Raw genomic sequence first — 25,056 nt, 5'->3', positions numbered from 1 at the left:
GCCTATGAGTTTCATTAAATAATGTTATTTTGTTAGCTAGAATAGTCATTTGAGCAAGGTGTTATTCTAGCTATTTGGAAATGAAAATTGCGATTATTTACTTTGTCTTTTTCTTGTGATTTAGAAAAGGAGCTGCTTGATGCGCGATGATTCGTTCATAGAGTATGCGCACTACCTCTTCGTACAATTTCCTCTAAGGTTTTGTTGCCTCTAATTTCAGCCGCTATGCATTGAATTAATGGGTCTTTAAGTCCTAAAGGAATATCTTTATGGACCTTCGCCACTCTAAGGGTGGTTGGTATTCTGTAGCGAGTATTTAATTCTTCTAATTCCTCAGAATCCACTACGCTTGCTGCATCATGAATGGTTAACAAGCGCTCGTGAATTCCTATTAAACCTAATTCCCGGGCTCTTTTATTCATTCGTTCAAAGTCTTCACTAGTTCTGCCATCTGAGAATACTACTTCAAGAGACCACACTCTTTTTTTGAAATCTGGATTTTCTATATCTTGGACGTGTACTATCTCAGTTGAAGGCATAAATTTTCCAAGGAAGCGGCCAGGGCCACGTACTTGAATTACTTTCATTACGTCTTCAGAAACTTTTAATGCCCAATTATCATCTTTGGTAGCACCAATAATAATGGTTACTTCATTATTGCCAGCGGCTGTTTCCTTTATAGGATAATGTTTTTCTTCTTTTTCCAATTCTTTAATTTTCTTTATTGTATAATTATCAAACAATTCCTCGTTTAAGAATAAATGTTTTTGCGGGATCGTATACACTTTGGGTAGTCCAGTGACCCAAATGAAACCGCGACATGGAATGATTGATATACCAGCTGCGTAAGGTTTTGCTGTATATTTGCAGGGTGATGTAGAAAAAAAGTACTTACTGTCATTATCGACAAGGTAGCTCACGATATCATGATTTGATGATTTTTTTCTTTGAACTGAAGACATCCCAAGATAATTACTCGTCATTGCTTCAAAAACTTCTTTAGTTCCTTCTGTTCCTCTGAAAAGGAAGTCGCTTCCAGATGGAAGGCTATGATGTAGTTGCTCGGCACCTATCTTTATTTCTTTTGATGATAGGGAAGCATAAGTTATATCAAGCTTATCTGAAAAAAAAGAATGACTTGTTTGAGTCAAGGATTTTAATACTCGTTGATTAAAAATTGTTTTATTTATTAGTGTTAATTTTGATCGCACATCCATACTCCAACTATTGGGTCAACTAATTGTCACTAAAATCATTAAATGGACCCTGTGATTCAAAAAGGATCATACCAAATAAATTTTGTTTTGTTGAATAGAAAAAGAAGTTTTTGAATGTTTATTCTATGTAATTAGTGACCTGCTCTTACTTAAGAAGTTATGAGATAGGGTATAGAGAAATCTTATGAAGATGTTCTTTTCATGTGATAGCACAAGATTGTTAAAATGCTGTGCTATCGAGCAAGAACTATTGTTAACGTTTTTTGAATATGGATTTTAGTTGATTATAAGATAGTGCAATTCCATGAATTCGAAGACTCCTCTTTTACTGCTCCTTTTTTATGTGCTTGAGCATACATACCATAGGGATTAGGCTCTAGTGGAGTTTTGGAACTTGATTGTGTTGCTAAATTTCCAAGCTTTACACCATCTAAATGTTTTTTGAATACCTGGAAGTTAGGCCCATTTTCAATATCTATTATTGGGAACACAATATGTTGGAAGTGTTGCGCCCGTTTTCCAATTTCTTCACAATATATCTTGGCAACAATCTCTGGATCATTTTTAAAGCTTCCGCATCCCCAGGCTCCCATAATTGCATCAGTTTTTCCTTTGAGAATTAAAGTATCGAGCTGTGCACCGATACGACGACTTAGGTCTTGAGTATATTCTTTTACTGAATGTTCATCCTTGAAGTCAATTTTTCTATCAATAAGCTCAGGAGCTGCTGCTCTCAATTCATAAAAAGGAAATATTTTGTTTTTTGGAAGGAAGGAATAACTCAATGCACTGTCCGCTGTAAACTGTTTTCTAGATACAAGTTCTTCAGAACTTGTTGGAACCAAAATTTCAGGTCCACGAAAGCAAATCTGCGGCTCATCATCCATATATACTTTATAAGCTTCGGGTACTTTTATTCCGCGTCGTATGCTTAATGACTCCAGTTCTTCAGGGCTCATTTTTTCTTGCGCGCTTAAGAGTCTCCTGCTTTGTTCATCATAAAGAAAACATTTCCGAGTTCCATCGTAATAAATGCCTTTGGAGAGTAACGAACGGACACAAGATGAACGATGCCACATATTTTCTTCCTGAGCACTTCCTCCTTCTAGAGCAGCTCCTCCCGGAAACAGTGAATTGGCCATATTCAAAATAGGATATATTTTTCCATGTTTTTTAGTTACTTCTAAAGCAGCATCCCCAAAATCTTTGCACACTACTTCAACTTTATTGGGTGGTTCTACTTTTTCTTCTTTCCATGATTTTAAATTTTCAGATGCATGTGATTTTAACTCGTTATATAGCTTAGGGTCTGTTACATGGTCTATTGTTTTGCCCATACTTTTATGACGCCAACCATTTCCAGAAAAAATTCCCAATAGATAACTGGGTTGGTTATAGGAATGAACTTCCTTTATATGCGATAAATAAATGGGATTCGAAAGATGACGTAATTCTCTATATGCTCTCATAAAATAACTCCCTTGGTATTTTGTCTCTTTCTGGTCTTGCGGAGACAGATCCTGTTATTCATTGATATAAATTCATCAATAATGATCCTTAATTTGCATTATTGTTCTTTTTATATCGTCGTTGTTATCTCACATATTATCCTACTTGGTCAATAAAAATCTTTTGTTGAATTGGTTGTCATACGGTAGAAATGTTGGCTATTTTGTCAAAAAAACAATTAAAGTGAGCAGGTTAGTGTATATTTTTTGTTATTAGTAATGACAGAACATCGTATAAAAATCATTCAATTAGCATTCAAATTATTGAATTTTTTTTGTGCAATTTATCTATACATATGAAATTTTGAACTAATATATAAAACAATGACGATATGATACTTTCGCGCATCTCCAGTATGTTTAATTTTAGTTCTGCTGTTTTTTGACTACCAGAGATGTATATCTAAAAGGAAATTATTTTGAAAAAAGTACATGTCTGCTTTCAGCTTGTTCTATTGCTGTTGACTTTTATTTGTGGTGAAAGAGGGTGGTCTGCACAAAGATTGCCACTTTTAAGTGATTATATGCGGATAAAAACGGTCGGTGAGCCTGATTTGTCGCCAGATGGAAAATGGATAGTTTATACCTTAGAAGAAAATGTTAATAAAACAAGTGCAATACGAAATATCTGGTTAGTATCCTACGATGGCAAGGTCTCCAAGCAGCTCACCAATAATAAGAAAGCCAGTAATTACTTACCAAAATGGAGCCCTAATGGTCAATGGATTGCTTTTTTATCGGATAGCGATGATAGTCTCAGGTTATTGAATAGACAAAGTGGTCAAATTATCAGATTGACGAATAATCAGTACGAGGTAAGTGATTTTACGTGGTCACCGGATTCCCAAAACCTTGCTTTTATTGCCAGTGAGCCTACTGAAAAAGCCTCTAAAAACAAACCCATAATCATTACACGATTTCTTTTTAAAAAAGACACCGAGGGTTATCTTTGCGACAAAAGAACGCATCTTTATCGTATAGCACTTCAAAGCAAACAAGTTGAGTTACTAACGCCGGGGTCTTATGATGAATGGTCTCCAGTATGGTCACCCAATGGAGAATACATCGCATTTGTCTCTAAACGAGGAGCCGAACCGGATAGGAATTATAATTCAGATGTATATGTCATAAGTAGCAAAACTGGAGGTAAGGCAATACAATTGACTCGTTTCCCTGGAGCCGGGATGGATCCAGATTGGGAATCGATTCCCTCATGGAGCCCGGACAATTCTCAAATAACTTATTTAAGCTTTAATAATAAGTCACCTATCTATGCACCTACGCAACTAGCGATTGTTAAATTGGCCAGTCATCAAGAACGAATTGTCGCTCCTATAGATCGTTGGTTTACAAAACCTGAATGGTCTGAGGACGGTAAAAAAATATATGCCTTAATTGAAACAAGCAGGAATACCCATCTGAACGAGATTGATGTACTTACAGGTGAGGTCAAAGCATTAACTAAAGGAGAACAGGTTGATAGTGAATTTGCAACTGCGAAGCAGCATATTGTGGTTGTCTCTTCGGATGATCAACATCCACCCGAACTCTTTGCAGTAGAAAATACGTTGAGACCCTTAACCCACCATAATCAAAAGCTTTTGGATGAGGTTATTTTTCGTCCTGTAGAAAATATTGAGTTTAAAAGCGCTGATGGAACGTTGATCGAAGGTCTATTGCTCAAACCGGCAAATTACAAACCTGGAAAACAATATCCGGCGCTTTTAAATTTGCATGGGGGACCTGTTTATCAATTTAGTCATGAGTTTAACTTTGAGTGGCAGTGGCTTGCTGCCCAAGGTTATACCATCATAGCTCCCAATCCACGAGGAAGTTCCGGAAAGGGGTTTGATTTTTCTAATGCGATTAACGCAGATTGGGGCAATCTGGATGTTAAAGATGTTCTTGCTTCTGTGGATTATGCCATTAGTAAGGGTATTGTCGATCCCAATCAATTGGCTGTGGGCGGTTGGAGTTATGGCGGCATGCTTACGGATTATGTTATTGCCAGCACGCAACGTTTTAAGGCTGCTGTCAGCGGAGCAGGGACCGGCAATGTTTTGGGCAACTATGGTGTCGATCAATATACTTTGGATTATGAGTCAGAGTTAGGAAAACCTTGGTTAAACCCTCAAATTTATATGAAACTGAGTTACCCGTTAATGAAGGCTAATAAAATTAAAACCCCTACTTTGTTTATGTGCGCCAGTTTGGATTTTAATATGCCGTGCATCGGTTCTGAACAATTATATCAAGCCTTAAGATCACAAAATATACCTACAGAATTGATCATTTATCCTGAACAATACCATTCTCTTGATAGACCCGATTTTCAAATTGATCGCTTGCAACGATTTAAAGATTGGATGGATTTTTATCTTAAAAAACTCAATTAATTCAATAATGGCTGCGAATTGCGGTTAAAAGATAGTGGAAAATTTCATTTTATTCCAAGCATTAAGACTGGCCAAAGTGATAGCTAATGAACTATAAATATCTATAGGGTTTTTAATTCGCTGCTAAAGAGTTTTTATGGATAAAGAAAAATGTAATATCCTTTATGTTGATGACGAGGCGCATAATCTTACTGCCTTTGTCGCGACATTTCGTCGTCATTTCAATGTGTATACTGCTACTTCAGGACGCGAAGGTATGGATATTATGCGCCATAATAATATTCAAATTGTTATTACGGACCAACGAATGCCCGAAATGACAGGTGTACAATTTTTAGAGTCCATTATTCCTGAATATCCCCATACAATTCGAATGATTTTGACGGGTTTTACTGATGTTGAAGCAATTATTAAAGCCATTAATACGGGGCGAGTTTTTCGCTATATAACGAAGCCATGGGATCCTGTTGATTTAAAGATTAATATTGATACAGGTATAAAGATGTTGAATCTTGAAAAAGAGCGTTTGTTTTTGATTGAAAAACTGAACCAAGAGGTATTATATCAAAAACGAATTATGGAGTTGTTTCAAAAATACGTGCCTAAAAATATAGTCGATGAAATTTTAAATTCTCAGGGAGAAGAATCTCTGATACGCGGTGAATATCGTATTATTTCAGCCATGTTTGCGGACATACGCCAATTTACTTCTATAGCAGATAAATTAGGCCCTGTAAAATCTGTGGAAGTACTGAATGCTTATTTTGAATTAATGACTCAAAAAATTCGTAATCATCATGGTAGTGTTAATAAATTAATTGGTGATGGAATTTTAGCTTTATTCGGTGCGCCTGTTTCACATATCGATAATCAATTAAATGCTGTATTTGCAGGATTAGCAATGATTGATGCATTGCAAGAATTTAATGAGAAATACCATGAGATAATTGGTCGCGAAATCTCTATTGGAATAGGCATAAATACCGGAGAGGTAATCGCTGGTAACGTAGGTACTAGTGAACATATGGAATATACGGTCATCGGCGACACGGTGAATACTGCTTCACGCATAGAAGAGCTGACCAAAAATAAGCCCAATACTTTATTGATTAGCGAAACTACCTACAAACCTATTGCAAATGAAATTCTTGTTGAAGAAATAGAACCCCAAGTAATTCGTGGCAAGGAAGAAAAAATCAAGCTTTATCGAGTGCTTGGAAGAAAACATGAGCGCTAATACGATAAAAACGTGGCAATTTTGGTACCCCAATATAATCACCGTTTTAATTTACACGATAGGGGGTGTGGCAAGTAATATTTGGATGATTCCTCATACATTAGTAACTCCTCTTTGGCTTCCATCGGGCGCAGCATTGGCTATGGTGCTTTGGTATGGCAATAAGGTTTTTTTAGGGATCGCTATTTCAGAAGTACTCGTTACTGCAACACTGGGTAACGTGTTGTCTTGGCAAACTTGGATTGCATCTGCATTCGTAGGAGTGGGGGCTGGGCTCCAAGCAATCTGGGCTGCTCAATTGATTCAGCATTATACTCATACCAAAACACCATTCTATACAGTTAGAGATGTTTTAATTTTTATCTTCGGAGGTGATTTTCTTATATCTCTTACCAGTTGTACTGTAGGTATTGCTTCGCTGGTGTTGTTTGACTTAATTAAACCCGGACAAATTATTAATAATTGGTTTGTTTGGTGGATAGGTGACATTGTAGGGATTATGGTTATAACTCCCCTTATTATGGCTTGGTATGATAGTAAACCTACATTCAATTTGAAGCTATTTCTTGAGTATGTGCTCTTAATCGGTTTATTAAGCTGCACGATTGTGATGATCTATATACTGCATTATCCCCTAGCTTATATTTTGCTCCCATTTTGTGTATGGTCTGCTGTACGTTTTAGTATTCGATTGGCAATAATTACAGCATTTATCATTTCGATTTCTGTACTCTGGTTAGAGATCCATGGTTATCAAGAGTTCAGTTATATGGATATTTCAAGTAGCTTAATATTTTTACAAGCATTTGTTGCAGTCATATTTTTTACGACATTAATCTTGTCTGCAGTAATAAACGAACGAAAAAAAGCACAAGAAGAATTACTCCACGCCAATATCAAACTGGAATCACGAGTGGAACAACGTACACGGGATCTTAACAAAAAGAACATTCAACTTAATAAGACATTAGAAACTTTAAAAAAGGCGAAAACACAATTAATTCAAGCAGAAAAAATGTCTTCTTTAGGAGTATTAACTGCTGGAATCGCGCATGAGATTAACAACCCAGTTAATTTTATCTCCGCCAATATCGGTCCATTAAAAAACGATATTGACGATATAATGAATCTATTAAATAAATACGAGGAAATTACCCCTGAAACATCAATAAAAGAGAAACTACTCGAAATTTCAAAATACAGAGAAGCAATCGATTTGTCGTTTACGCTGCAAGAAACGCATAATTTACTTGATGGTATTGAAGAAGGTGCAAGACGTACTGCAAGTATTGTAAAGGATTTGCGTACTTTTTCGCGTCTTGATGAAGGGGAGCTAAAACAAGTTAACATTCACGAGAATATCGATTCAACCTTAACCTTATTACACAATCAATTTCGCGACCGAATTATCATTAATAAAAATTATGGTGATATTCCTGAAATAGAATGTTTCTCCGGAAAACTCAATCAAGTCTTTATGAATATTCTCACCAATGCAGCACATGCAATTCCTGAGCATGGGGAAATTACTATTACAACTGCTAAGAAAAAGAATCACATTTTAATTCGTATTCGGGACACAGGTGTGGGAATGACTAAAGAGACAATGGCTAAGATGTTTGAGCCTTTTTTTACTACGAAACCTGTCGGAAAAGGGACAGGCTTAGGTTTATCCATTTCTTATAGTATTATTCAGGAACACCACGGAACGATTACAATAAAAAGTGCTTTAGGAAAAGGGAGTGAATTTAAAATCACTCTTCCTATTAAGTATGTCAGAAATTGATCCTGGTCAAGAGGAATCCCGGCGGTCTGAACTCATTTAAACCGGGTCCCCTCATTATACTAAATACTAAACTCCAATTCTTAAGTCTGCCCGTAGTGCATGGCTGCTACATATTCGCCATAGTTAAAACAAAATTTGGAATATTTGGTGAACCTATACCAACCCCATCATTCCAATATTGATCTTCAGGTTCCAGAGTAAGTGATGAATCCCATCCAAAAGTTTTGTTCTTAATAGTAAATGCAGAGGCCGGGGGAGGACTGCCTTGAATTATTGTAGAGGGTGGGGGTGTTGCACCACTGATTATAAGGGCTGGCGGAATAATAAGATTAATTGCTCCGTTGTCGAGTAAAACATGATTCATTTGATACAAATAAGGCGCTGCTTGGCCTATAGGTGTTCCTTTATTTAGTAAACTACGTGCTTGATTTACTAAGATTAAAGTGGCTGAGAATAAAGGACATGCCAAGCTTGTGCCTCCATCCTGAATTTGTGCTCCATCCGCAATAATCAGTAGTCCCGTTTGTGGGTCACCTAGCATCGCAATATCAGGTAATGCACGGCGACTTCCGAAGTTACTAATAACTCCATAACCACCCGCAGTGAAATTGCTAATGGACTTCTGCCACCTAACTGGACCATAAAACTTGCTAATGCCTCCACCAGTTCCACCATCATAAACATAGCTACCTTTAGATGCTTTAACTGATCCCCAGACGGTTTCAAATGCATAGCGGTATTTTTTATCTACGAACAAAGCAGTCGCTCCGACAGCAGTAGCATAAGCAGAACTGGCGGGATAATTAACTTTTGGGGGAGAGGGCCAAGTCCCAGTACATTTTTTTTGGGTGCTGTAGGTAAAGTCTCCACAATCACCGGAAGAAAAATTAACACTGATTCCTGCTGCAGCAGCTAATTTTAAAGTTTGTTCGAGTGAAGTATCTAAAGTTTCTTCGCCACCCCAGCTATTAGAAATAACGTAGGCATTAGAAAAACCTGCAATGGTATGTTTATTCTTAATCAGATTATTGATCACCTCGGTTAATATCGTCTTTTGATTTTTACCTAATACCAGAACTGTATTATCTCCAGGCGCTAGTGTATGAGAAGCCTCAATATCCAGGAAGATTTCATGACTCGAAGATGAGGCATTAGGGCAGTGTGTAAATGGAGTTCCATCAGGATTAATGATTGCAAAATTCCTGGATGGTCCTGAAATTACAAAGGGTTTTATCTTGTTTTCTTTAAAATATTTATTTGCATCCCTTAAAATTTCCTCTGGTCTATTCGTACCGCACGAATCAACAATCACAAGGGTTTGTCCTGTCCCATCGAGATGTTTGCCATTAATAAGAGGAAGGTTTTTCAGATTATAACTCTTTTGCAAATGCTCACCGGTGAACCCTTGTAATGAAATATCTGTAGGAATTGCAAAAGGAGTAAAAGCATTCCACATAAAATTTAAATCATGAACTTCATCCTTTTTATTTTTAATACTTTCTATGTTTGCATGAAATTCAGGAATGGTGCTAAGCCCCGTAATTTCGGCAATATATTGAGCAATCTCCGAATTTATTTTGGGTTTGTTTGTATTGGCATAAACGAGTTTATTTTGATACTGATAATAGTTTATTTGCACGTGAAGCGCTTGTTCAATTTGTGCTACTGTACCAGTGATTTGAATACTATGATTAACAATACGGGTTTGCATTCCTTGAGAAGAGAAAAATCGTTGTACTGCCTCTTCTGCTTCTTTATTAGGTGCAAACTCCTCTTCATAAAGAGCGGAAGTTAAAAATTGTTGATAGCGAGAACTATTTGGGTCATAAACATCTTGAACAAGCTTATCTAACTCTGCTTGATTGCGTATTTTTAATCTCGCTATAAATGAAATTTTTATATTAGAATCCATAGGTCGAATCAGGGTGGCCTGATTGAGTAAGTTTATTCCGGGGCTAGGCAAGCTCGATAAGTCAGTTGCTTGCTTTGCATAGGGAGTTGTTGTCACAAAACCAAATGACAATAAAAGAAATACTACTTTTTCAAGTTTCAACATGAATTATCTCCCTATGTTATCCGAAAAAAAATAGACTAGTAATCGGACTATATGTGATAAATCCCAAATCATCCCCAGTGGTTAAAGAAAATACATGACCATTCTGAGTTCCTGCATGGATCACGGTGGCATCTGCATTAACGAACAAGGTGTACGTTATTTGGGATAAAAGAGTCCACATGGGATTTGAATGGGTTAAGGTGTTAGCGAAATAGGCATATTCAAAATTGATGGTACCAGGTGGTAAGGTACTATTCGTTGAGGTTTGCCGAGTATTAACATAAAGTTGGCTACTTGTAGCAAAAACATTTTGGATGGGAACTGGAATACTTGATTCTGGACCACTGATTCTATTCCAGGTAGCGCCATTATTTATTGAATAATAGACATTGCCATCGTCACTTCCTATATAAATAGTAGAGGGGGTTAAAAATATACTGTTGATGGCTCCAGTACCTGGATTTGTTGCGGTAGATACCCAAGTAGTTCCCTTGTCGTTCGAATAGTAAACTTTTCCCTCTTGAGTTCCAACATAAATTTTTGCTGTAGTTGTAACAGAGACACTATTTACTGCTGAAGTACCTGGTGCGGTGGTAGCGCTCCAAAAAGTACCATTATTCGTTGAATAGTAAACTTTACCATCGGCACTTCCTACGTATAAAGTAGTTGGTGTTACGAATATCCCATTCACGGTATTACCCGGCGATGGTACGGTTGGTGTAGCAGTCCAAGTTAAACCATTCTTAATAGAAAAATAAACAGAACCGCTAGCAGTCCCTGCATATACTATCCCTGCACGTGTAAATGTAACTTCTACTGTATGATTGCTATCAATATTAAATAGTGTGAATGTTGTTCCACCCTTTTGTGCGGTGCCTCCGTCCATCAACCATTCATCAACTTGGTAACCCGCATCTGGCTTTGCTATAAAAGTCAAATTACTTCCTGCGATCACCGTTTGGGGCGTATTGGGTTTAATTGTTCCATGTGCGCCAGCAGTTGGTGAAATCAAATATTTTGTCACAGGAATTAAAGTAATATTTAAAATGTTAGCTAAGCCTGGGCGATAACACTCCAGTCCATTTCTTTGTTCACATACAATAGGACCATCTTTGATATGGCCAGGTAATTTGCTTCCATTCACAAGCAAATTAAGTGTACAGGATTGATGATAATTCAATTTAAATGGGTTAGGGCAATTCCCGGCTGAAGTGACTTGGGTAACCCCCTTAATGTGTTTCATAGATAAAGTGTGTGTTTTGTGCGATTGATTGGTTACCGTATATTTGATTGTCGCTGTTCCTATCGGTGTTATATAAATTTGGGGTGGATAGTTGGGATCCGGTGCAAAAGTCCATACTGGTCTACTTGCATGGCATACTGTAAGGAATAGAAAAACAACCACAACCATACAAAGCTGGGGCAAAGTAGTTTTAAATATTCGCATCTTCAAATCCATTTTCAGATATTCATTTTAGTGTTTATCTTAAGTTGATTACTTATCTTAGATCAATAAAAGTTGATATTTTTTTCAATGGGTTAAAGATTATTTGACAGAAGGATAGAGCTTATTTACGAGTACCTTAGCATTGGATTACAATTGATTTTGAGGGCTGTTTAATCGCCAAAATATTTATTATAAATAGTTAAATAGGTTCCATCGGTTTCTATTTCTAATAAGGCTTTATTAATTCTATCAATTATAGGGGCATTCTTTCTAAGCGCAATTATTCCATATCCGTTACCTATCACAATCGGTTTTCCTACCAGTTGAAATCCTTGTAGCGTATTATTCAGCAGATATTTAGCAACATTCTCATTGACCAATGCTGCATCAATATCACGACTGTTAAGGGCATCTATTAATGATGTGATTGTGGAATAGGCTTTGATATTTTGTTTCGAAGTATAATTAGGTAACACATTGTATTGGATAAAAGTTGCCTGAAGTGCACCAATTTTTTTGTTTTTAATATCGTTGATTGAATTGATATTTGAATTTTTTAATGACATAAACTGTCCATTACTTGTTATATAAGGCAGACTGAATACGTAATCGGTTGGTTCAGTTGAAGGAAGTGGACTCGGTAAAAAAGTAATGTCAATAAAACCCGCATTAAGATCTTTAAATTGTGAATCTAAATCAGTTGGTTTATAGATACACGTTGTAGCAATGCGTTTGCATATTTCATCCATAAGGTCGACACTAAAACCAAAATAATGATTGTCGCTGTCGGTTGATGAAAAAGGGGGAGCAAATTTCAAAACGCCTACAGCAAGGGAACTACCATAAGCAACGAAATGACTTGCTAATAGGATTATAAAAACAATGTGCTTTAAAAGCTTCATGTTGTATATCCGTATTTTATATAGTTAAACTCTAGAATGTTAAAAAAGGCTTGTCAATGCAATCAGTGAATGAGTCTGAATCCTTTTAGCCGTTAACATTGTTTTTTTGTATTCATATATGAGAAAAATTTAATTAAATCATCCATGTCTTTATCAGATAAAGACTGTTTATCTGAGCCTGTCATCCGGCCTTGTGGGAGAGAGCGAACTGATTTTGGATCGCGAATAAATTTTTTCAATTGAGTGATATCAGGATAATAATCCAACGGATTTTTGGGGCAATTCAAGTCTGGTCCGATATCGCTTTTTCCCACCTTATTTATCCTGTGGCAACCCTCACAATGGCTAATATAAATTTTGTACCCATTAGCAATCGATGCGTTTGTTGTTTTGGGAGGGCTAAGGACATGTAGGTAATTGAGTTCGGGGGTAACTTTTATGGAAGTAACACTCCATGCCCAATATTCTGGTGATATATAGGAGCGCTCAGGATAAAGCCAAATAATCTCATAAGGTCCAGCTGTAAGACCGGTGTGATTGTCAATTATTGGCCATCTTGATTTAGGTTCTATAGCCAGCATTGCTATGGATGCATTCTTACTACAATCCATAATTTTATGTGCGGGAACATAGACATGAAAATTATCTTTGGCTATGAGTTCGATGATATCTTGTTTTCCTATATGCAAGGAAGCCAGTAACTTGCATAAAGGGATGGCTTTGTGGTGCATGACTTTGTTTGGATAAGCGCGGTCATTATTGATCGTTACTTGGGTTAGGTCTCGATGGGATAGCAATTCATCTCGAGTTAAGGTGAACGATTTATTTGGAGTAACAATATGAAGTGTGCTATATGATGATTCACCCGCTGTAGAAGTAGTTTCCCCTATTAGCCAGAGACTAATCAATAAAAAAATATATTTGAATCCGTTCACTTTAACTCCTGGCATTTCAGCTGTTTTATCTAATCGCCAAATCATTTTACATCGATGTAAGAATTTTGCCAGGGTAAATAGAACTACTAGCTATTGTTTTTATTGTAGTTTTTTAAAAATTCAAAAAAAGCATTTAAAGAACTGAAACAGCTGATTTATAAATAGAGTCTCGAAAATAAAATCTTGATTTTTGCGTGCATACTCATCATAGTGCAAATCTAAAACCGATGAAGAAGCGTTATACAACCTCCATTTGACTATGAGTATATTCTTAATAAGGAGTATGAGAAATGGGCTACAAATTTCGTTTAAGCGTTGCATTATTACTGAGTCTGCCAACTCTATTATTTGCAGATGATACCCTGATTTTTGCTGTTGATATTATTCGGCATGGTGATAGGACACCTATTGTTCCGCTTGCAGCTGTAAATTACCAATGGCAAGAAGGCCCAGGTCAGCTAACTGCAGAAGGCATGCAACAAGAATATAAAATGGGCATGCAGTTCCGTAAAAAATATATTGAGCAAACCCATTTATTGCCTGAGTACTACGAGCATGGAACAATGTATGTGCGCTCCACTGATTATGAACGCACCCTAATGAGCGCTCAATCGTTATTAATGGGATTGTATCCGCCTGGGACAGGTCCCAATACGACAGAATCTTCTCTTCCAGCGTTGCCTTACGCTTTCCAGCCCATTCCTGTTTTTAGTGCCCCATCTAAATATGATGAGGTGATTATTCAGCAGATAAGTTCCGCAGAACGAGCCAAATTAATGGAACAATATGTGTACTCTACGACAGAATGGCAACAAAAAAATAATGAGCTCAAGGATAAATACCCTCTTTGGAGTGCTTTGACAGGGATTCAAATTAAAAACTTGGCTAATCTTGAGTTATTAGGCGATGCTTTATACATTCATCAAATACATAACGCACCGATGCCCATTGGATTGAGTAATCAAGATATCGAAACAATCATTAATGTCAGTAACTGGGCTTTTATGGCACAAGAAAAACCTCAAGAAGTGGCAGCTGTCTACAGTTCCAAACTAATGACCAATATCGCCAATTATCTCAATAGCGGTAGCCTGAAAAAATCCAAGCTTAAATACGTTTTATTATCAGCACATGATACGACTATTGCGAGTGCATTGAGCTTTTTAGGATCTCCTTTGCAAATCGCACCGCCGTATGCTTCCAATCTAAATTTCTCACTCTATGAACATGATGCCAATTATTATTTGGTAAAAATCACCTATAATGGTACTCCTGTTTCAATTCCAGCCTGTGGTGGAAGCACATGTGAGTTGCAGCAATTTATAAAACTGGTGAATGGTTCCAAGAATTATTCGATTTAAGATTCTTTTTCTCTCTCGCGAAAGCGAGGGAGGATGAATATTACGTTTCAATTAATTAAAAACGCGATTTTAAATAACTATGTTGATCAGTGGTGATAGGATAGGTATTGGTTTAAGACCTCCTCATTATGCACAAATTGTTTTGCAAAAGCCTAAAATTGATTGGCTGGAAGTGCATACGGAGCACTTTATGAGCGATGGAGGCCCATTATTAGATATTTTATCTGCTATAGGTGAGATTTATCCTATAAGTTTTCATGGTGTAGGATTATCTTTAGGCTCTGTTCAGGGACTATGCAAAAATCATTTAAAACGAATTAAAACATTGGTTAAGCGTTTTGAGCCAGTTCTACTTTCAGATCATTTATCTTGGAGCAATACCGAACGTGCCTATTTACCTGATTTGTTACCTATTCCCTATAATGAAGAAAGTTTAGTGATGATTGCGAATCATATTGATGAAGCTCAAAATTATTTACAAAGAGTATTGCTTATTGAAAACCCATCTTCTTATTTGGAGTATCGAACATCAAGCTACTCAGAGGGGGAGTTTTTAGCGGAGTTAGTTAAACGCACTGGAGCTCAAATTTTACTGGATGTAAATAATATTTATGTTTCTTGTTTTAATCATGGTTGGGATCCTTATCAATACATCCAATCAATTCCTTATGAAAAAGTACAAGAAATTCACTTGGCTGGACATTCATCTCATATGTTTGATGAAAAAAATAGTTTGCTTTTAGATACCCATGATGGACCTGTATGTGAGGAAGTATGGGAATTATATCGATATGCTGTAGATCGCATTGGCCCTGTTCCAACGTTGATGGAGTGGGATGCAGATCTACCTGATTTGGAGGTTTTACTGAATGAAGCAAGAAAATCAGTCAAATATATTAACAATAAAGCAAATACAGAATGATTTTACTCATGCAGTGTTTCATCAAAACAATAATGAACTGATGAAACACATCTGCCAAAATCAAATAAACCCGGAATTTAGGTTCAGCATCTATCGAAACAATATTATGCAGAATTTATGCCGTGCACTAGAAATCACTTATCCCTCAATTTGGAAGCTGATAGGGAAGGAATGTGCCAATCAAATCGCTTCTATGTTTTGTCAAAAAGAAATGAATTTGCCTACTACCAATTGTCTTGATGATTGGGGGACAAATTTCCCTGGATTTTTACAAGAAATCAATTCAATTCAACATCTTGTTTATTTGAAAGATATAGCCCAATTAGAATGGTTGAAACATAAAAGTTATCGTGCCTTAGAGTTCAAAATTCTTAATCCAGTGAAATTACAAAAAAAGTTGGAGCACTCGGGAGAGGTGCGTTTGGTTTTTAATCCATCAGTGTACTTATTTTCATCACTTTATTCATTAAAAGAAATTATTGAGTTCATTGAGCATTCAGATGATAACAAGGTTATAGATTTACAACACATACCTTCCTATGCAGTAATTGCTCGCCAAAACTGTCAGGTGGTGACTCATTGGATTTCCAAAGATCTGTTTCATTGGCTCGTATGCCTCCAAAATCGGACCCATTTAATGCAATCCTATGAATATATATGCAAAATAAACCCTGATTTTGATTTGGTTGCTGGCTTACAATTTATGTTAAAAAATCATTTATTGTGGAAATGCTTGAGTTGAAATATCTCTCTCTTAGAGAGCTTGGTAGTATCTTGGCTAAGTAGGGATGGTTACTTAGCTAAAACGACTAAATCCATAGGGTCATCAACTCCTGCAACATTTCTGGATTTACGTTCTATTTTTTGTGTTTTACTTTTATAGTTTTGTTTTAGCGCTTCAGCTAGTGTAGACGCAGTAGTTAATGCTTTTGAGTGTTCTGCTTTATTGTGTTTTTCTAATTTAGCGGCTAAATTTGCAGTTTCACCGATCACCGTATATTCAAGCCGGTCTGCATTACCAATAACCCCAAAAACGAGCTCACCTACTGCCAATCCCATGCCTACATCAAGGACAAAATTTCCATTTGCTCTACGTGTTTCATTCCATACTGCCAGCATGGCAAGAATTTCATCTACCGCTCTTAAAGCATCTGCTGCATAAGTATTTGAAGGAGTGACAGCACCAAAACTTGCCATGATGCCATCTCCCATAAACTTATCAATCGTGCCATTATGTTTTTGAATAATGGGCACGAGTAAACGTTGATACTCTCCCAGTAATTGGATCAAATCACTTGGCGAAAGGGTTTTCGATGCTTTGGTAAAGCCGCGCATGTCGGTAAATAAAATTGCAGCATGGCGTGTTTCTCCATAACCTGCTTGTAATATTGAGTCAGAGTTAATGATTTTTTCAGCTACACTTAAGTCAAAAAAGCGAGCAAGATCCTTAGCCGCACTGGTTTGTGCTACTGCCTGGAAAAGTGTCTTTTGGGCGCGTCGCAAAACTAATGCCAAAATCACTGTGACTAACGAAATAGACAAAAGTACATCAAATATTGCACCTAAATACACACTTCGGGTGGAGGCATAAGTTACATAGTCCCAGGTAATAACGCTCATGCCTGTGCTGGATAATGTTTGCCAAACAATAACAGTCCAACCTATAACTGCAGTAAAGCCTGAAAGTAATACCCATTCTGGTTCAAAACGCAGCGCACGAAGAGCAATCAAAATATAAACATAATTGATGTGGGTATTTTTTAAATTAATTGTTGCTGAGGTTTCATATTGTAGATAGTAAGTCCAAATAACAAACAGCAGTAAGAACATTTCAGTGATTACAAATAATCCAAGTACCTTAGGGGTTAATTGATCTGTATAAGCAAACCATAATCGCGTTAATATCAAAATAGTAAATAATGATAAACCCAAGGTGGTAGAATGTACTGATGCATTAGGGGTATAACCTACAGGTGTTAAATAGTCTATGACCATGAATAAAAATATAACCCCTAATTGGACGCCTCCAACCAGCAATTCGCTTCGATATTGCTGGGCTTTCATATCATCCCTGATACGTTGCGGTAATTGAGTATAGCTAAGCACTCTTTTCTCCTAAGATGCGATCACATAATCCTTTAGGTAGCATGATGAATTCCTCGGGATCCCCGTCTTTTGTTGCTTGAGCGGCACAAGAGTGTTTCGAAGTGGCACAATCATTTTTATTAACACGTACCACGCCATAACATCGCTCAAATTCTTCCTTTTGGTTTTTTTCAGACAGCCAATCAGTATTTGTATATAACGCTACAAGGGAAGCACTTAAAGCTGCAGCAATGACGGCACTATTTTGCATTTTGCGTTTATTCATAATTCTTAATCCAGTTAGGATATTATAAATATCGTTCTTTAATATGTGTAAAATAATAATCAGGATTTAATGTTTCACCTGTTGCTTGACGCATTAGTTCTGGATAGGTTAATAACCTTCCTTTCTGATGTATATTTTCCCTCAGCCAAGACACCAATGATTTGAAATTACCGCCTTGTAATTGCTCTTTAAGATCAGGAATGGATTTATTTACGGCTGAAAACAATTGAGCTGCAATTAATGCCCCAAAGGTATAAGCGGGGAAGTATCCAAAAATTCCAGATGGCCAATGAACATCTTGCATCACACCATTTTTATCATCGCCTTTTGTAGATAAACCTAGATATTTTTGCATGGAGGAATCCCATACCTCGGGCAAATCAGCAATAGTAATCTCGGAAGAAAACAATTGTTGTTCTATTTCATAACGAAGTATCACATGTAAAGGATAGGTGACTTCATCTGCATCAACACGGATTAACCCTGGTTGTACTTTAGTGTAATGATAAAAAAGATTTTCTGCAGTGATATGTTCTACGTCTTTAAAATAGTTCTGTGCTATGGGCTCAAGAAAACGGAGGTATTCGAGACTTCTGCAAATTTGCATTTCTATAAACAAGGATTGGCTTTCGTGCACAGCCATTCCTAAGGAATGGCCGACCGGTTGTGTGCTCCATTCTTTTGATAGACCTTGTTCATAAAGCGCATGGCCAGTTTCATGGGTAATTGCCATTAAGGATGATAAAAACTCATGGTCGTTATAACGTGTCGTAATGCGAACATCACTGGAAATACCCCCACAGAACGGATGATGGCTTACATCAAGTCGTCCGTGATTAAAATCAAATCCTAGACGAGTCATTATTTCCATACCAAGTTGCTTTTGTTTTTCTATTGGGAAATTGCCTGTAAAATTTTGGATTTGTCTGGTCTTTTGTTTTTCAATGATACTGGGAATAATCCTGGGCAATTCTTGTTTTAATGAATTAAAAATTGAGGTAATTGTGTTGCAATCTAAATCTGGGGAGTACTCGTCAATTAAAACATCCAGCATAGGTTTACTGAACGTTTGTGATTTAATCTCAGCAATGGTTTTTACTTTTTGAAATAGTTTTTCCAGGTACGGTTTAAATGATTTCCAATCATTTTTTGCTCGTAATTCCCGCCACGCTTGGCCGCAAATTAAAGATTCATTAGTAAATTCTTCGACTAAATTTACAGGAATACAGGTTGCCTGAAGATACTCTTTTTCCATCCAATAAAGATTTTTTTGCTGCCATAATGATAAACCGTCAATCTCCTTTGCGTGCTTAATCAAGTCACCAACTTTTTTATTAGTTAACCAATCATGTTGAACAGCACTTAACGTAGCTAAAGCCTCTGCTCGGGCTTTACCTCCACCAGGCGGCATCATTGATGCTTCATCCCAGGAAACAATTGCTGCTAGATTTTCAAAATCATAATACTTTTTAAAATGCTGTTCTAACTGTTGGTATGCATTCATGAAGGGTCTCATTACATTATTTCTATTTAGGCATTTTTTAAATATATATCCATATTGAGATGATTCAAATAAATTTATGTTCTAAGGTGTAAAATGCGTGAGTATAGGTATTGTAAAACTAATGCCAGCTGGCATTTTTTTATATTTGGCTTAGATGTTCGTAATTCCATATCAATGTAAGCTAGTATTGCTAGTTTAGTCAAAATTTAACTGCATTTTATTATTAAAAATTTAATTTAAAATCAATTGCTTGGTCTTGTTTTTAAGGTTTTTTTTCTAAAATAATTAATACAAAGCATAAATTAAATTTGTACATTTGCTCTACCAAAATTTGTAAATTAACTGTAAACTTTTCCATGAAAAGATATGACCGTTACCATGCGTGGTCTTTTCAGAGGTATTTTTATTATCGGATTTCATTATTAATTTTAAAGGAGCAGTCACATGCCTCACACACCATCAGCCTCACCCAAAGTTGAAAAAAGAACTGAAGAAGCAAAAAGTTTAAACAGCTCACAGGACAGTAGCTTTGATGCAAGCAGTTTTGAAGAAAACAGTCTAGAAGCAAGCAGTTTTGAGGAGACTAGTAGTTTTGAAGAGAGCGATGAGGAAAATTACGAATCAAGCGAAGATGAAGGGTATGAATACACTTCTGAAGAGAGTTCGCAACCAACTACGGAGCCTACTGAAGAAGAACAAGCCTCAAAAAATAACGCGCAACGAAGAAATACAAATACACTCTTTGGTTTTACTCCACGTGGTCCTGAAGTTTTTGTCTGTCCCCACGGACATTTACATCTTATAGATTTCAGTGATAACACTTTAGTGTTTATGACACTCCATGCAAGTCCTGAATTAATGCGTATGATGGCACTCGCAACAATATTGGAGGCTCTAGGTTTAAATGAAAAAAATGATCTGAAAGAAAATGTTGGCCCACAAACCGAGCAAAAGCCGGAAGAAGGACCAATAAAAGTTAACGTAGATACAAGTAAGAAAGAAGAAGAAAAGAGCGAAGAGGAAGAAAAGAGCGACGAGTTCGGTTACAGTTACTTTTCAATGTAAGCTCGGATTCCGCAGCTAAAGGCTGCGGAGTTACTCATCTAATATGATTTAACATAAAATGAATATCCAGGATTGATAATTTACTTCAACATCTTATATCATCGCACCTAAAATGCGCCTCTGCAATTTAAAAGGAACTAATAATGCGTATGAAATGGATGTTAATAGGACTCTTTACTTCAATGGCTCACGCCAATTTACCTTATTTCCCTTTAGATTTTCCCAGGGACGAGGCCGCACACCATCAAAACATACCTTACTCATTTGCAAAGATGATTGAATGGTGGTACTTCAATGGCAAACTGGTTACTGACGAGGGGAGACATTTAAGCTTTGATGTGGCTTTGTTTAATGCCGCCATCAATGTAAAAGGACATGTCTATACCCAACCCATGCTTCATATGCAACTTGCTGATTTGGACAATAAAATAGGCTATGGAGTCGCTAAAGACTATTTTCTTAATGACGGTAAATTTAATACTGAAAAATTAAACATTCTTGTAAAAAATGACTACAGCTTACAGAAAAAGGGTCAACAAGGGAAAGAGGTTTACTTGTTAAAAGCCGAAGGACGCCAAAATAACACGGAATTAAAATTCAATTTAATTCTGGAGCCAAAAGCATCGTTTTTCTTAATCAATGAAAACGGACTGATGCCAATGGCTGATAACACCAATTCATATTATTATTCCATACCCCATTTTAAAACCACAGGAACGCTTAAACTCAATGATAAGACGTACCAAGTAAACCTAACTCCTGGTGATGCTTGGATGGATCATCAATGGGGGGACTTCAACCTTGATTCAAATGGTTGGGAGTGGTTTGGAGTGCGCCTGAATAATGGAATTGATGCCAATATCTTCCTTATTTTTAATTTTGACGGTAACAATGTTATTGGCGGGTTAGCAAATGTAATTCTTCCTTCTGGCGAAAAGCGATTTATTTCTTATCAAGATATGGAGGTGGTGCGTGAAAATTATTGGCTTGATCCCGCATTATCAATTCTTTATCCCACTACATACAGGATTAATATACCCAGTATTGGACTGTCATTTACTAATGTTGCCGCTTTTCCCGAGCAGGAAAAACATGGTTATTGGGAAGGATATTGCGAGGTATCAGGAAGTTATAATCAGCAGGAAGTAACTGGTTTTTCTTATACAGAAATTGTCTATAGTACTCCAAGTTTATCTGTTTTCTCCAATCTTGAGAGTAGGGACGAAGTTGGATTTAAATTAGGCAATGTGCAGTGACTAAGTCAATTTGAGACTACAACATATCAGGCTGAGTATAAATGAGATTTTTAATAAAGATAATAATGAAACTTTTTCTATTCTTTCCTTTCCTGGGCATGGTTCTTTTCTTTAAAGCCATTGCGGTCAATGGAGCTCCTGAATCGAAAGAAATTCAACTGAAGGTAAATCAACTTGCAGAAATCAATAAAATAGGTACAAAAGTGGATTCTTCGCAATTGCCAAGTCCCTACAATGAGTTATTGACTCAACCCTTAATGACTAAAAGCATAGAAAAATATTATGCACGCAGTGCCATTATAAAAACAATTTTTGCAGCTCAGGAGCCAGCTAAAAATACTTATCAACGTGCCATTGTAATGTTTATTGATAGCAATAAAGAGAGAAATCAGCCTGATTTAGCACAAACAAAAAAAGAAGTGATTGTCGTTGAATTAGCGTTTATCACGATGAACTTTAATGAGCTGCCAAAAGGTATGATAGAAGAAATACTACATACGAATACTCCTTTTGGTAAATTGCTAGTCAAGTATCATCTGCAAATACTTACACAAGATAGAGCTTATTATAAGGTCAGATGTGACAGTGCATTAGCATCAATGATTCATTGCAATTTAAATGATTTTATTTATGGACGCACCAATACCATTATTAGAGCTGATAATAAAAAATGGTTGGCGCATGTTGTAGAGATTTTACCTAACTCTGCGGAGAAGGGTAGGTGATGTGGATAATTCCCTTCACCCTAACTCTCTCCCAATCATGTGAGAAGGGATTCGAGGTGAAGAAAACAAAGCTTTCCCTTCTCCCCTTGGGGAGAAGGTGCCCATAGGGCGGATGAGGGGAGATGATAAGAAGATAATTACTCTACTCCTCTCCGAGAATCCACTGAATAATGCACATTAAATGTTTATTATGTTATTATAAAATTCAATTTTTCATAATGTCCTGATGGGACCTCAATCATTTAAAATAAAGGAACGTGGTGATTTATGTGGAATGAAAAAGTAACAAAACCTTTTCTAGTTATTTATATTGGTTTGTTGTTTCTTGCAACGTTTTTCATTATTCCAACAGTAACCAGTTTCTATTATTACGCCTGGGGAAAACAATTAGCTTGGTCGTATTTTGATGGGCCACCCATGATCGCTTATTTCTTCCATATTTCTAGGGCAATTTTTGGTGATACCTTTTTTTCAATTAATATTATTGGTTTTTTATGCTTGGTTGTAGGAGCTTATTATATATACAAAACCGGTTCGCTCTTACACAATCAGCAGACAGGATTAATTAGTGCGCTAATATGGGTTGTTTTGCCTACTACCACAGAAAGTGTTTTTGTTCGTGTGCTATACGATGCGCCATTGAATTTATTTACTATTCTGTCATTTTATTCTTTTGCGCGTTACATTTCATACAAACGTATTCTTGATGTGTATCTATGTGCTTTGTTTATTGGAGCCATGGTTTTATCTAAGTATACTGCTGTTGTCAGTGTGATGGGACTTTTTTTGTATGTTATTTTTTCCAAGCAGCGGGAACTTTTTAAAAATGTACATTTTTATTTAGCCTGCCTAATAATTATTTTAATGATCGCTCCTGTTATCTATTGGAATATCCAGCATGATTGGATCTCAATTACTTATTTATTAAATTTCCACAGTCAAACTCAAAATCATACTACGATATCCCATAGTCTCTTAAGGCTTATAAGTACATTAGTCATCAATTTTTCAGTCTTTCTCTTGTTGACTGTATTTGGATGGTATAAGTATCGGAAAAATCAAACTACGTCCAATAACCCAGTTTTGGAACTGACTTATGCAGTATTATTTGTAGGGTTATTATTTTGGTTTATATCAACACTGTTGGGTGGAAGTGCCCGTGCGATTTACTTAACACCTCTAGGAATGAACATTGCCTTAGCAACAGGGTATTTGATTACACAATATAATTACCACCGTCTTTTTAAAATCTGCTACCCAGTTTTTTTAGTCTTTAGCCTCGTGGTGATCGTTGTTAATTCATGGCCAATCGCAACCTATATGAAAAAAGGGAAATTTTATACGGTACTACAAAAAGCAATTAATGAGCCCGAGCTCATAAAGAAAGGACAGCCTATAGTAGCCGGATATTATACGAATGCTTCAGCGTTGAATTTTTTTATGCCCAATGAGTCTGTTCATGCAATTCCTTGCAATGACATCAATCAATATCAATACTGGGATAAAGCATTTTTAGAGGCAATTTCCAAAGGAGAAATTGCTAAAATATACTATTTTGATTTTAAAGATACAAAACAATGCCCAGAACAATTTTTTAATCAATGTCGATCTGTGGCAACAATATCTCATAATAAGATCATTCCCGTAATTCACAAATTGACTAAGCCGCGATATTTGTATGTGTACGAATGTTCATCGCCACGTATCCAATTTTCTAACGCAAAGACATAAAATGCGTCGGGGAAACAGGAGCATTATTGCTTGAGCGTGAATAGCTCAAGTTGCTCCTGGAGTTTATTTCCTGGTTCTGATTTTTTGATTGCACTCATAATCTTATAAAGTAATAATACATTTCGAATTCAACCAGTCGCAAACAAGTTGTGTTTGTATGGCTTTATTTCTTTAAGGATGATAAATGAAACAAAAACTGCTCATTGGATTTACAGCTGTTGCCCTGACCTTCGCAAGCATATCCTATGCTGATTTTACTTTTTATTCTGGTTCAAGTAACTGTGAAGATATTCCTGGAAATTGGGCTGGATCAGGTAAGGCTTCTAATTGGTTGATAGGGGAGTGCAACTATAACGGAGCAGGAACAGTAGGAGCTTTAGATAGTACAGGTCATTTTGTTATTGAAGTTAATGCAGACAAGCGTTCAGGAAGTCTTATATGTCCGCAACATCATTCAACGAAACTGCGTGGAATTTGTGTTAATGGAACGGTGACCATTAAAACAGAATACGGTAACTTGAGCGGTGTTTTTTCAAAAAATTCAGGAAGCGCGAAAGGAAAACTTACTGTTTCCCCTGGTATGGATGTCGATGTTGCTATTCAATTTAAACGAGCTGGTTAGAGAGTTAAATTGCGC

The 25,056-nt window shown here is 36.6% G+C and carries 20 protein-coding genes; 11 read left to right on the top strand and 9 right to left on the bottom strand.

All coding sequences use genetic code 11. The features are described from left to right. Positions 1 to 155 precede the first annotated feature (155 nt). Complete coding sequence (locus ACWTEW_RS38405; RefSeq protein ID WP_454783241.1) at positions 156 to 1,211, bottom strand: hypothetical protein; 1,056 nt, start codon at positions 1,209 to 1,211, stop codon at positions 156 to 158. Between the two features lie 290 nt (positions 1,212 to 1,501). Further along, the gene (locus ACWTEW_RS38400) at positions 1,502 to 2,686 is read right to left on the bottom strand and encodes a poly(ADP-ribose) glycohydrolase domain-containing protein (RefSeq protein ID WP_454783240.1); all 1,185 of its coding nucleotides are present in this window, start codon (positions 2,684 to 2,686) and stop codon (positions 1,502 to 1,504) included. A gap of 563 nt (positions 2,687 to 3,249) precedes the next feature. Here ACWTEW_RS38400 and ACWTEW_RS38395 point away from each other — a divergent pair. From ACWTEW_RS38395 to ACWTEW_RS38385, 3 genes are all read left to right on the top strand, one after another. Beyond that, positions 3,250 to 5,121 carry a S9 family peptidase gene (locus tag ACWTEW_RS38395; protein ID WP_454783285.1) on the top strand — a complete coding sequence of 624 codons (1,872 nt, stop codon included), beginning with the start codon at positions 3,250 to 3,252 and terminating at the stop codon, positions 5,119 to 5,121. A 136-nt stretch (positions 5,122 to 5,257) separates the two neighbouring features. Further along, complete coding sequence (locus tag ACWTEW_RS38390) at positions 5,258 to 6,358, top strand: adenylate/guanylate cyclase domain-containing protein (RefSeq protein WP_454783239.1); 1,101 nt, start codon at positions 5,258 to 5,260, stop codon at positions 6,356 to 6,358. After that, positions 6,348 to 8,144: an MASE1 domain-containing protein gene (locus tag ACWTEW_RS38385; RefSeq protein WP_454783238.1), complete on the top strand. Its 1,797-nt coding sequence runs from the start codon at positions 6,348 to 6,350 to the stop codon at positions 8,142 to 8,144. Before ACWTEW_RS38390 ends, ACWTEW_RS38385 begins: the two co-directional genes overlap by 11 nt. Before the next feature lie 106 nt (positions 8,145 to 8,250). On the opposite strand, the gene ACWTEW_RS38380 is transcribed toward ACWTEW_RS38385, so the two are convergent. From ACWTEW_RS38380 to ACWTEW_RS38365, 4 genes are all read right to left on the bottom strand, one after another. Beyond that, positions 8,251 to 10,200: a S53 family peptidase gene (locus ACWTEW_RS38380; protein ID WP_454783237.1), complete on the bottom strand. Its 1,950-nt coding sequence runs from the start codon at positions 10,198 to 10,200 to the stop codon at positions 8,251 to 8,253. Positions 10,201 to 10,216: 16 nt separating this feature from the next. Then, positions 10,217 to 11,647, bottom strand: a complete 1,431-nt coding sequence (locus tag ACWTEW_RS38375; RefSeq protein ID WP_454783236.1) for a WD40/YVTN/BNR-like repeat-containing protein — start codon at positions 11,645 to 11,647, stop codon at positions 10,217 to 10,219. 170 nt (positions 11,648 to 11,817) lie between these two features. Beyond that, positions 11,818 to 12,549 carry a transporter substrate-binding domain-containing protein gene (locus ACWTEW_RS38370; RefSeq protein WP_454783235.1) on the bottom strand — a complete coding sequence of 244 codons (732 nt, stop codon included), beginning with the start codon at positions 12,547 to 12,549 and terminating at the stop codon, positions 11,818 to 11,820. Between the two features lie 92 nt (positions 12,550 to 12,641). Continuing rightward, complete coding sequence (locus ACWTEW_RS38365) at positions 12,642 to 13,529, bottom strand: c-type cytochrome (RefSeq protein WP_454783234.1); 888 nt, start codon at positions 13,527 to 13,529, stop codon at positions 12,642 to 12,644. A 245-nt stretch (positions 13,530 to 13,774) separates the two neighbouring features. On the opposite strand from ACWTEW_RS38365, the gene ACWTEW_RS38360 reads away from it, so the two are divergent. The 3 genes from ACWTEW_RS38360 (at position 13,775) to ACWTEW_RS38350 (ending at position 16,509) form a co-directional block, all read left to right on the top strand. Beyond that, the gene (locus ACWTEW_RS38360) at positions 13,775 to 14,845 is read left to right on the top strand and encodes a histidine phosphatase family protein (protein WP_454783233.1); all 1,071 of its coding nucleotides are present in this window, start codon (positions 13,775 to 13,777) and stop codon (positions 14,843 to 14,845) included. A 79-nt stretch (positions 14,846 to 14,924) separates the two neighbouring features. Next, on the top strand, positions 14,925 to 15,767 hold the full coding sequence (gene bufB / locus ACWTEW_RS38355; RefSeq protein ID WP_454783232.1) for an MNIO family bufferin maturase: 843 nt from the start codon (positions 14,925 to 14,927) through the stop codon (positions 15,765 to 15,767). Next, on the top strand, positions 15,715 to 16,509 hold the full coding sequence (locus tag ACWTEW_RS38350) for an HvfC/BufC N-terminal domain-containing protein (RefSeq protein WP_454783231.1): 795 nt from the start codon (positions 15,715 to 15,717) through the stop codon (positions 16,507 to 16,509). Before bufB ends, ACWTEW_RS38350 begins: the two co-directional genes overlap by 53 nt. A gap of 50 nt (positions 16,510 to 16,559) precedes the next feature. On the opposite strand, the gene ACWTEW_RS38345 is transcribed toward ACWTEW_RS38350, so the two are convergent. Genes ACWTEW_RS38345 through ACWTEW_RS38335 form a run of 3 tightly spaced genes read right to left on the bottom strand, consistent with a single transcriptional unit; the run spans position 16,560 to position 19,642 of the window. Continuing rightward, positions 16,560 to 17,873: an adenylate/guanylate cyclase domain-containing protein gene (locus ACWTEW_RS38345; protein WP_454783230.1), complete on the bottom strand. Its 1,314-nt coding sequence runs from the start codon at positions 17,871 to 17,873 to the stop codon at positions 16,560 to 16,562. After that, on the bottom strand, positions 17,866 to 18,138 hold the full coding sequence (locus ACWTEW_RS38340; RefSeq protein WP_454783229.1) for a BufA1 family periplasmic bufferin-type metallophore: 273 nt from the start codon (positions 18,136 to 18,138) through the stop codon (positions 17,866 to 17,868). The genes ACWTEW_RS38345 and ACWTEW_RS38340 overlap by 8 nt, the downstream gene beginning before the upstream one ends. A 22-nt stretch (positions 18,139 to 18,160) precedes the next feature. Next, positions 18,161 to 19,642, bottom strand: a complete 1,482-nt coding sequence (locus tag ACWTEW_RS38335) for a carboxypeptidase M32 (RefSeq protein WP_454783228.1) — start codon at positions 19,640 to 19,642, stop codon at positions 18,161 to 18,163. 444 nt (positions 19,643 to 20,086) lie between these two features. Here ACWTEW_RS38335 and ACWTEW_RS38330 point away from each other — a divergent pair, with 444 nt between their 5' ends. The 5 genes from ACWTEW_RS38330 to ACWTEW_RS38310 all read left to right on the top strand — a co-directional run bounded on the left by ACWTEW_RS38330 (position 20,087) and on the right by ACWTEW_RS38310 (position 25,041). Next, positions 20,087 to 20,707, top strand: a complete 621-nt coding sequence (locus tag ACWTEW_RS38330; RefSeq protein ID WP_454783227.1) for a hypothetical protein — start codon at positions 20,087 to 20,089, stop codon at positions 20,705 to 20,707. Positions 20,708 to 20,850: 143 nt separating this feature from the next. Beyond that, on the top strand, positions 20,851 to 21,963 hold the full coding sequence (locus ACWTEW_RS38325; protein ID WP_454783226.1) for a lipocalin-like domain-containing protein: 1,113 nt from the start codon (positions 20,851 to 20,853) through the stop codon (positions 21,961 to 21,963). Positions 21,964 to 22,004: 41 nt separating this feature from the next. Next, a complete protein-coding gene (locus ACWTEW_RS38320; RefSeq protein ID WP_454783225.1) occupies positions 22,005 to 22,688 on the top strand; it encodes a hypothetical protein in 684 nt (227 codons plus the stop codon). Between the two features lie 267 nt (positions 22,689 to 22,955). Then, positions 22,956 to 24,419 (top strand): ArnT family glycosyltransferase, encoded by a 1,464-nt coding sequence (locus ACWTEW_RS38315; RefSeq protein ID WP_454783224.1) that lies wholly within the window; start codon positions 22,956 to 22,958, stop codon positions 24,417 to 24,419. Between the two features lie 184 nt (positions 24,420 to 24,603). Beyond that, positions 24,604 to 25,041: a hypothetical protein gene (locus tag ACWTEW_RS38310; protein WP_454783223.1), complete on the top strand. Its 438-nt coding sequence runs from the start codon at positions 24,604 to 24,606 to the stop codon at positions 25,039 to 25,041. Positions 25,042 to 25,056 lie beyond the last annotated feature (15 nt).

It is taken from the genome of Legionella stuttgartensis (assembly GCF_977063405.2).
The sequence above is the reverse complement of the archived record's forward strand: the minus strand, read 5'-3'. Positions and strand labels throughout refer to the sequence as shown.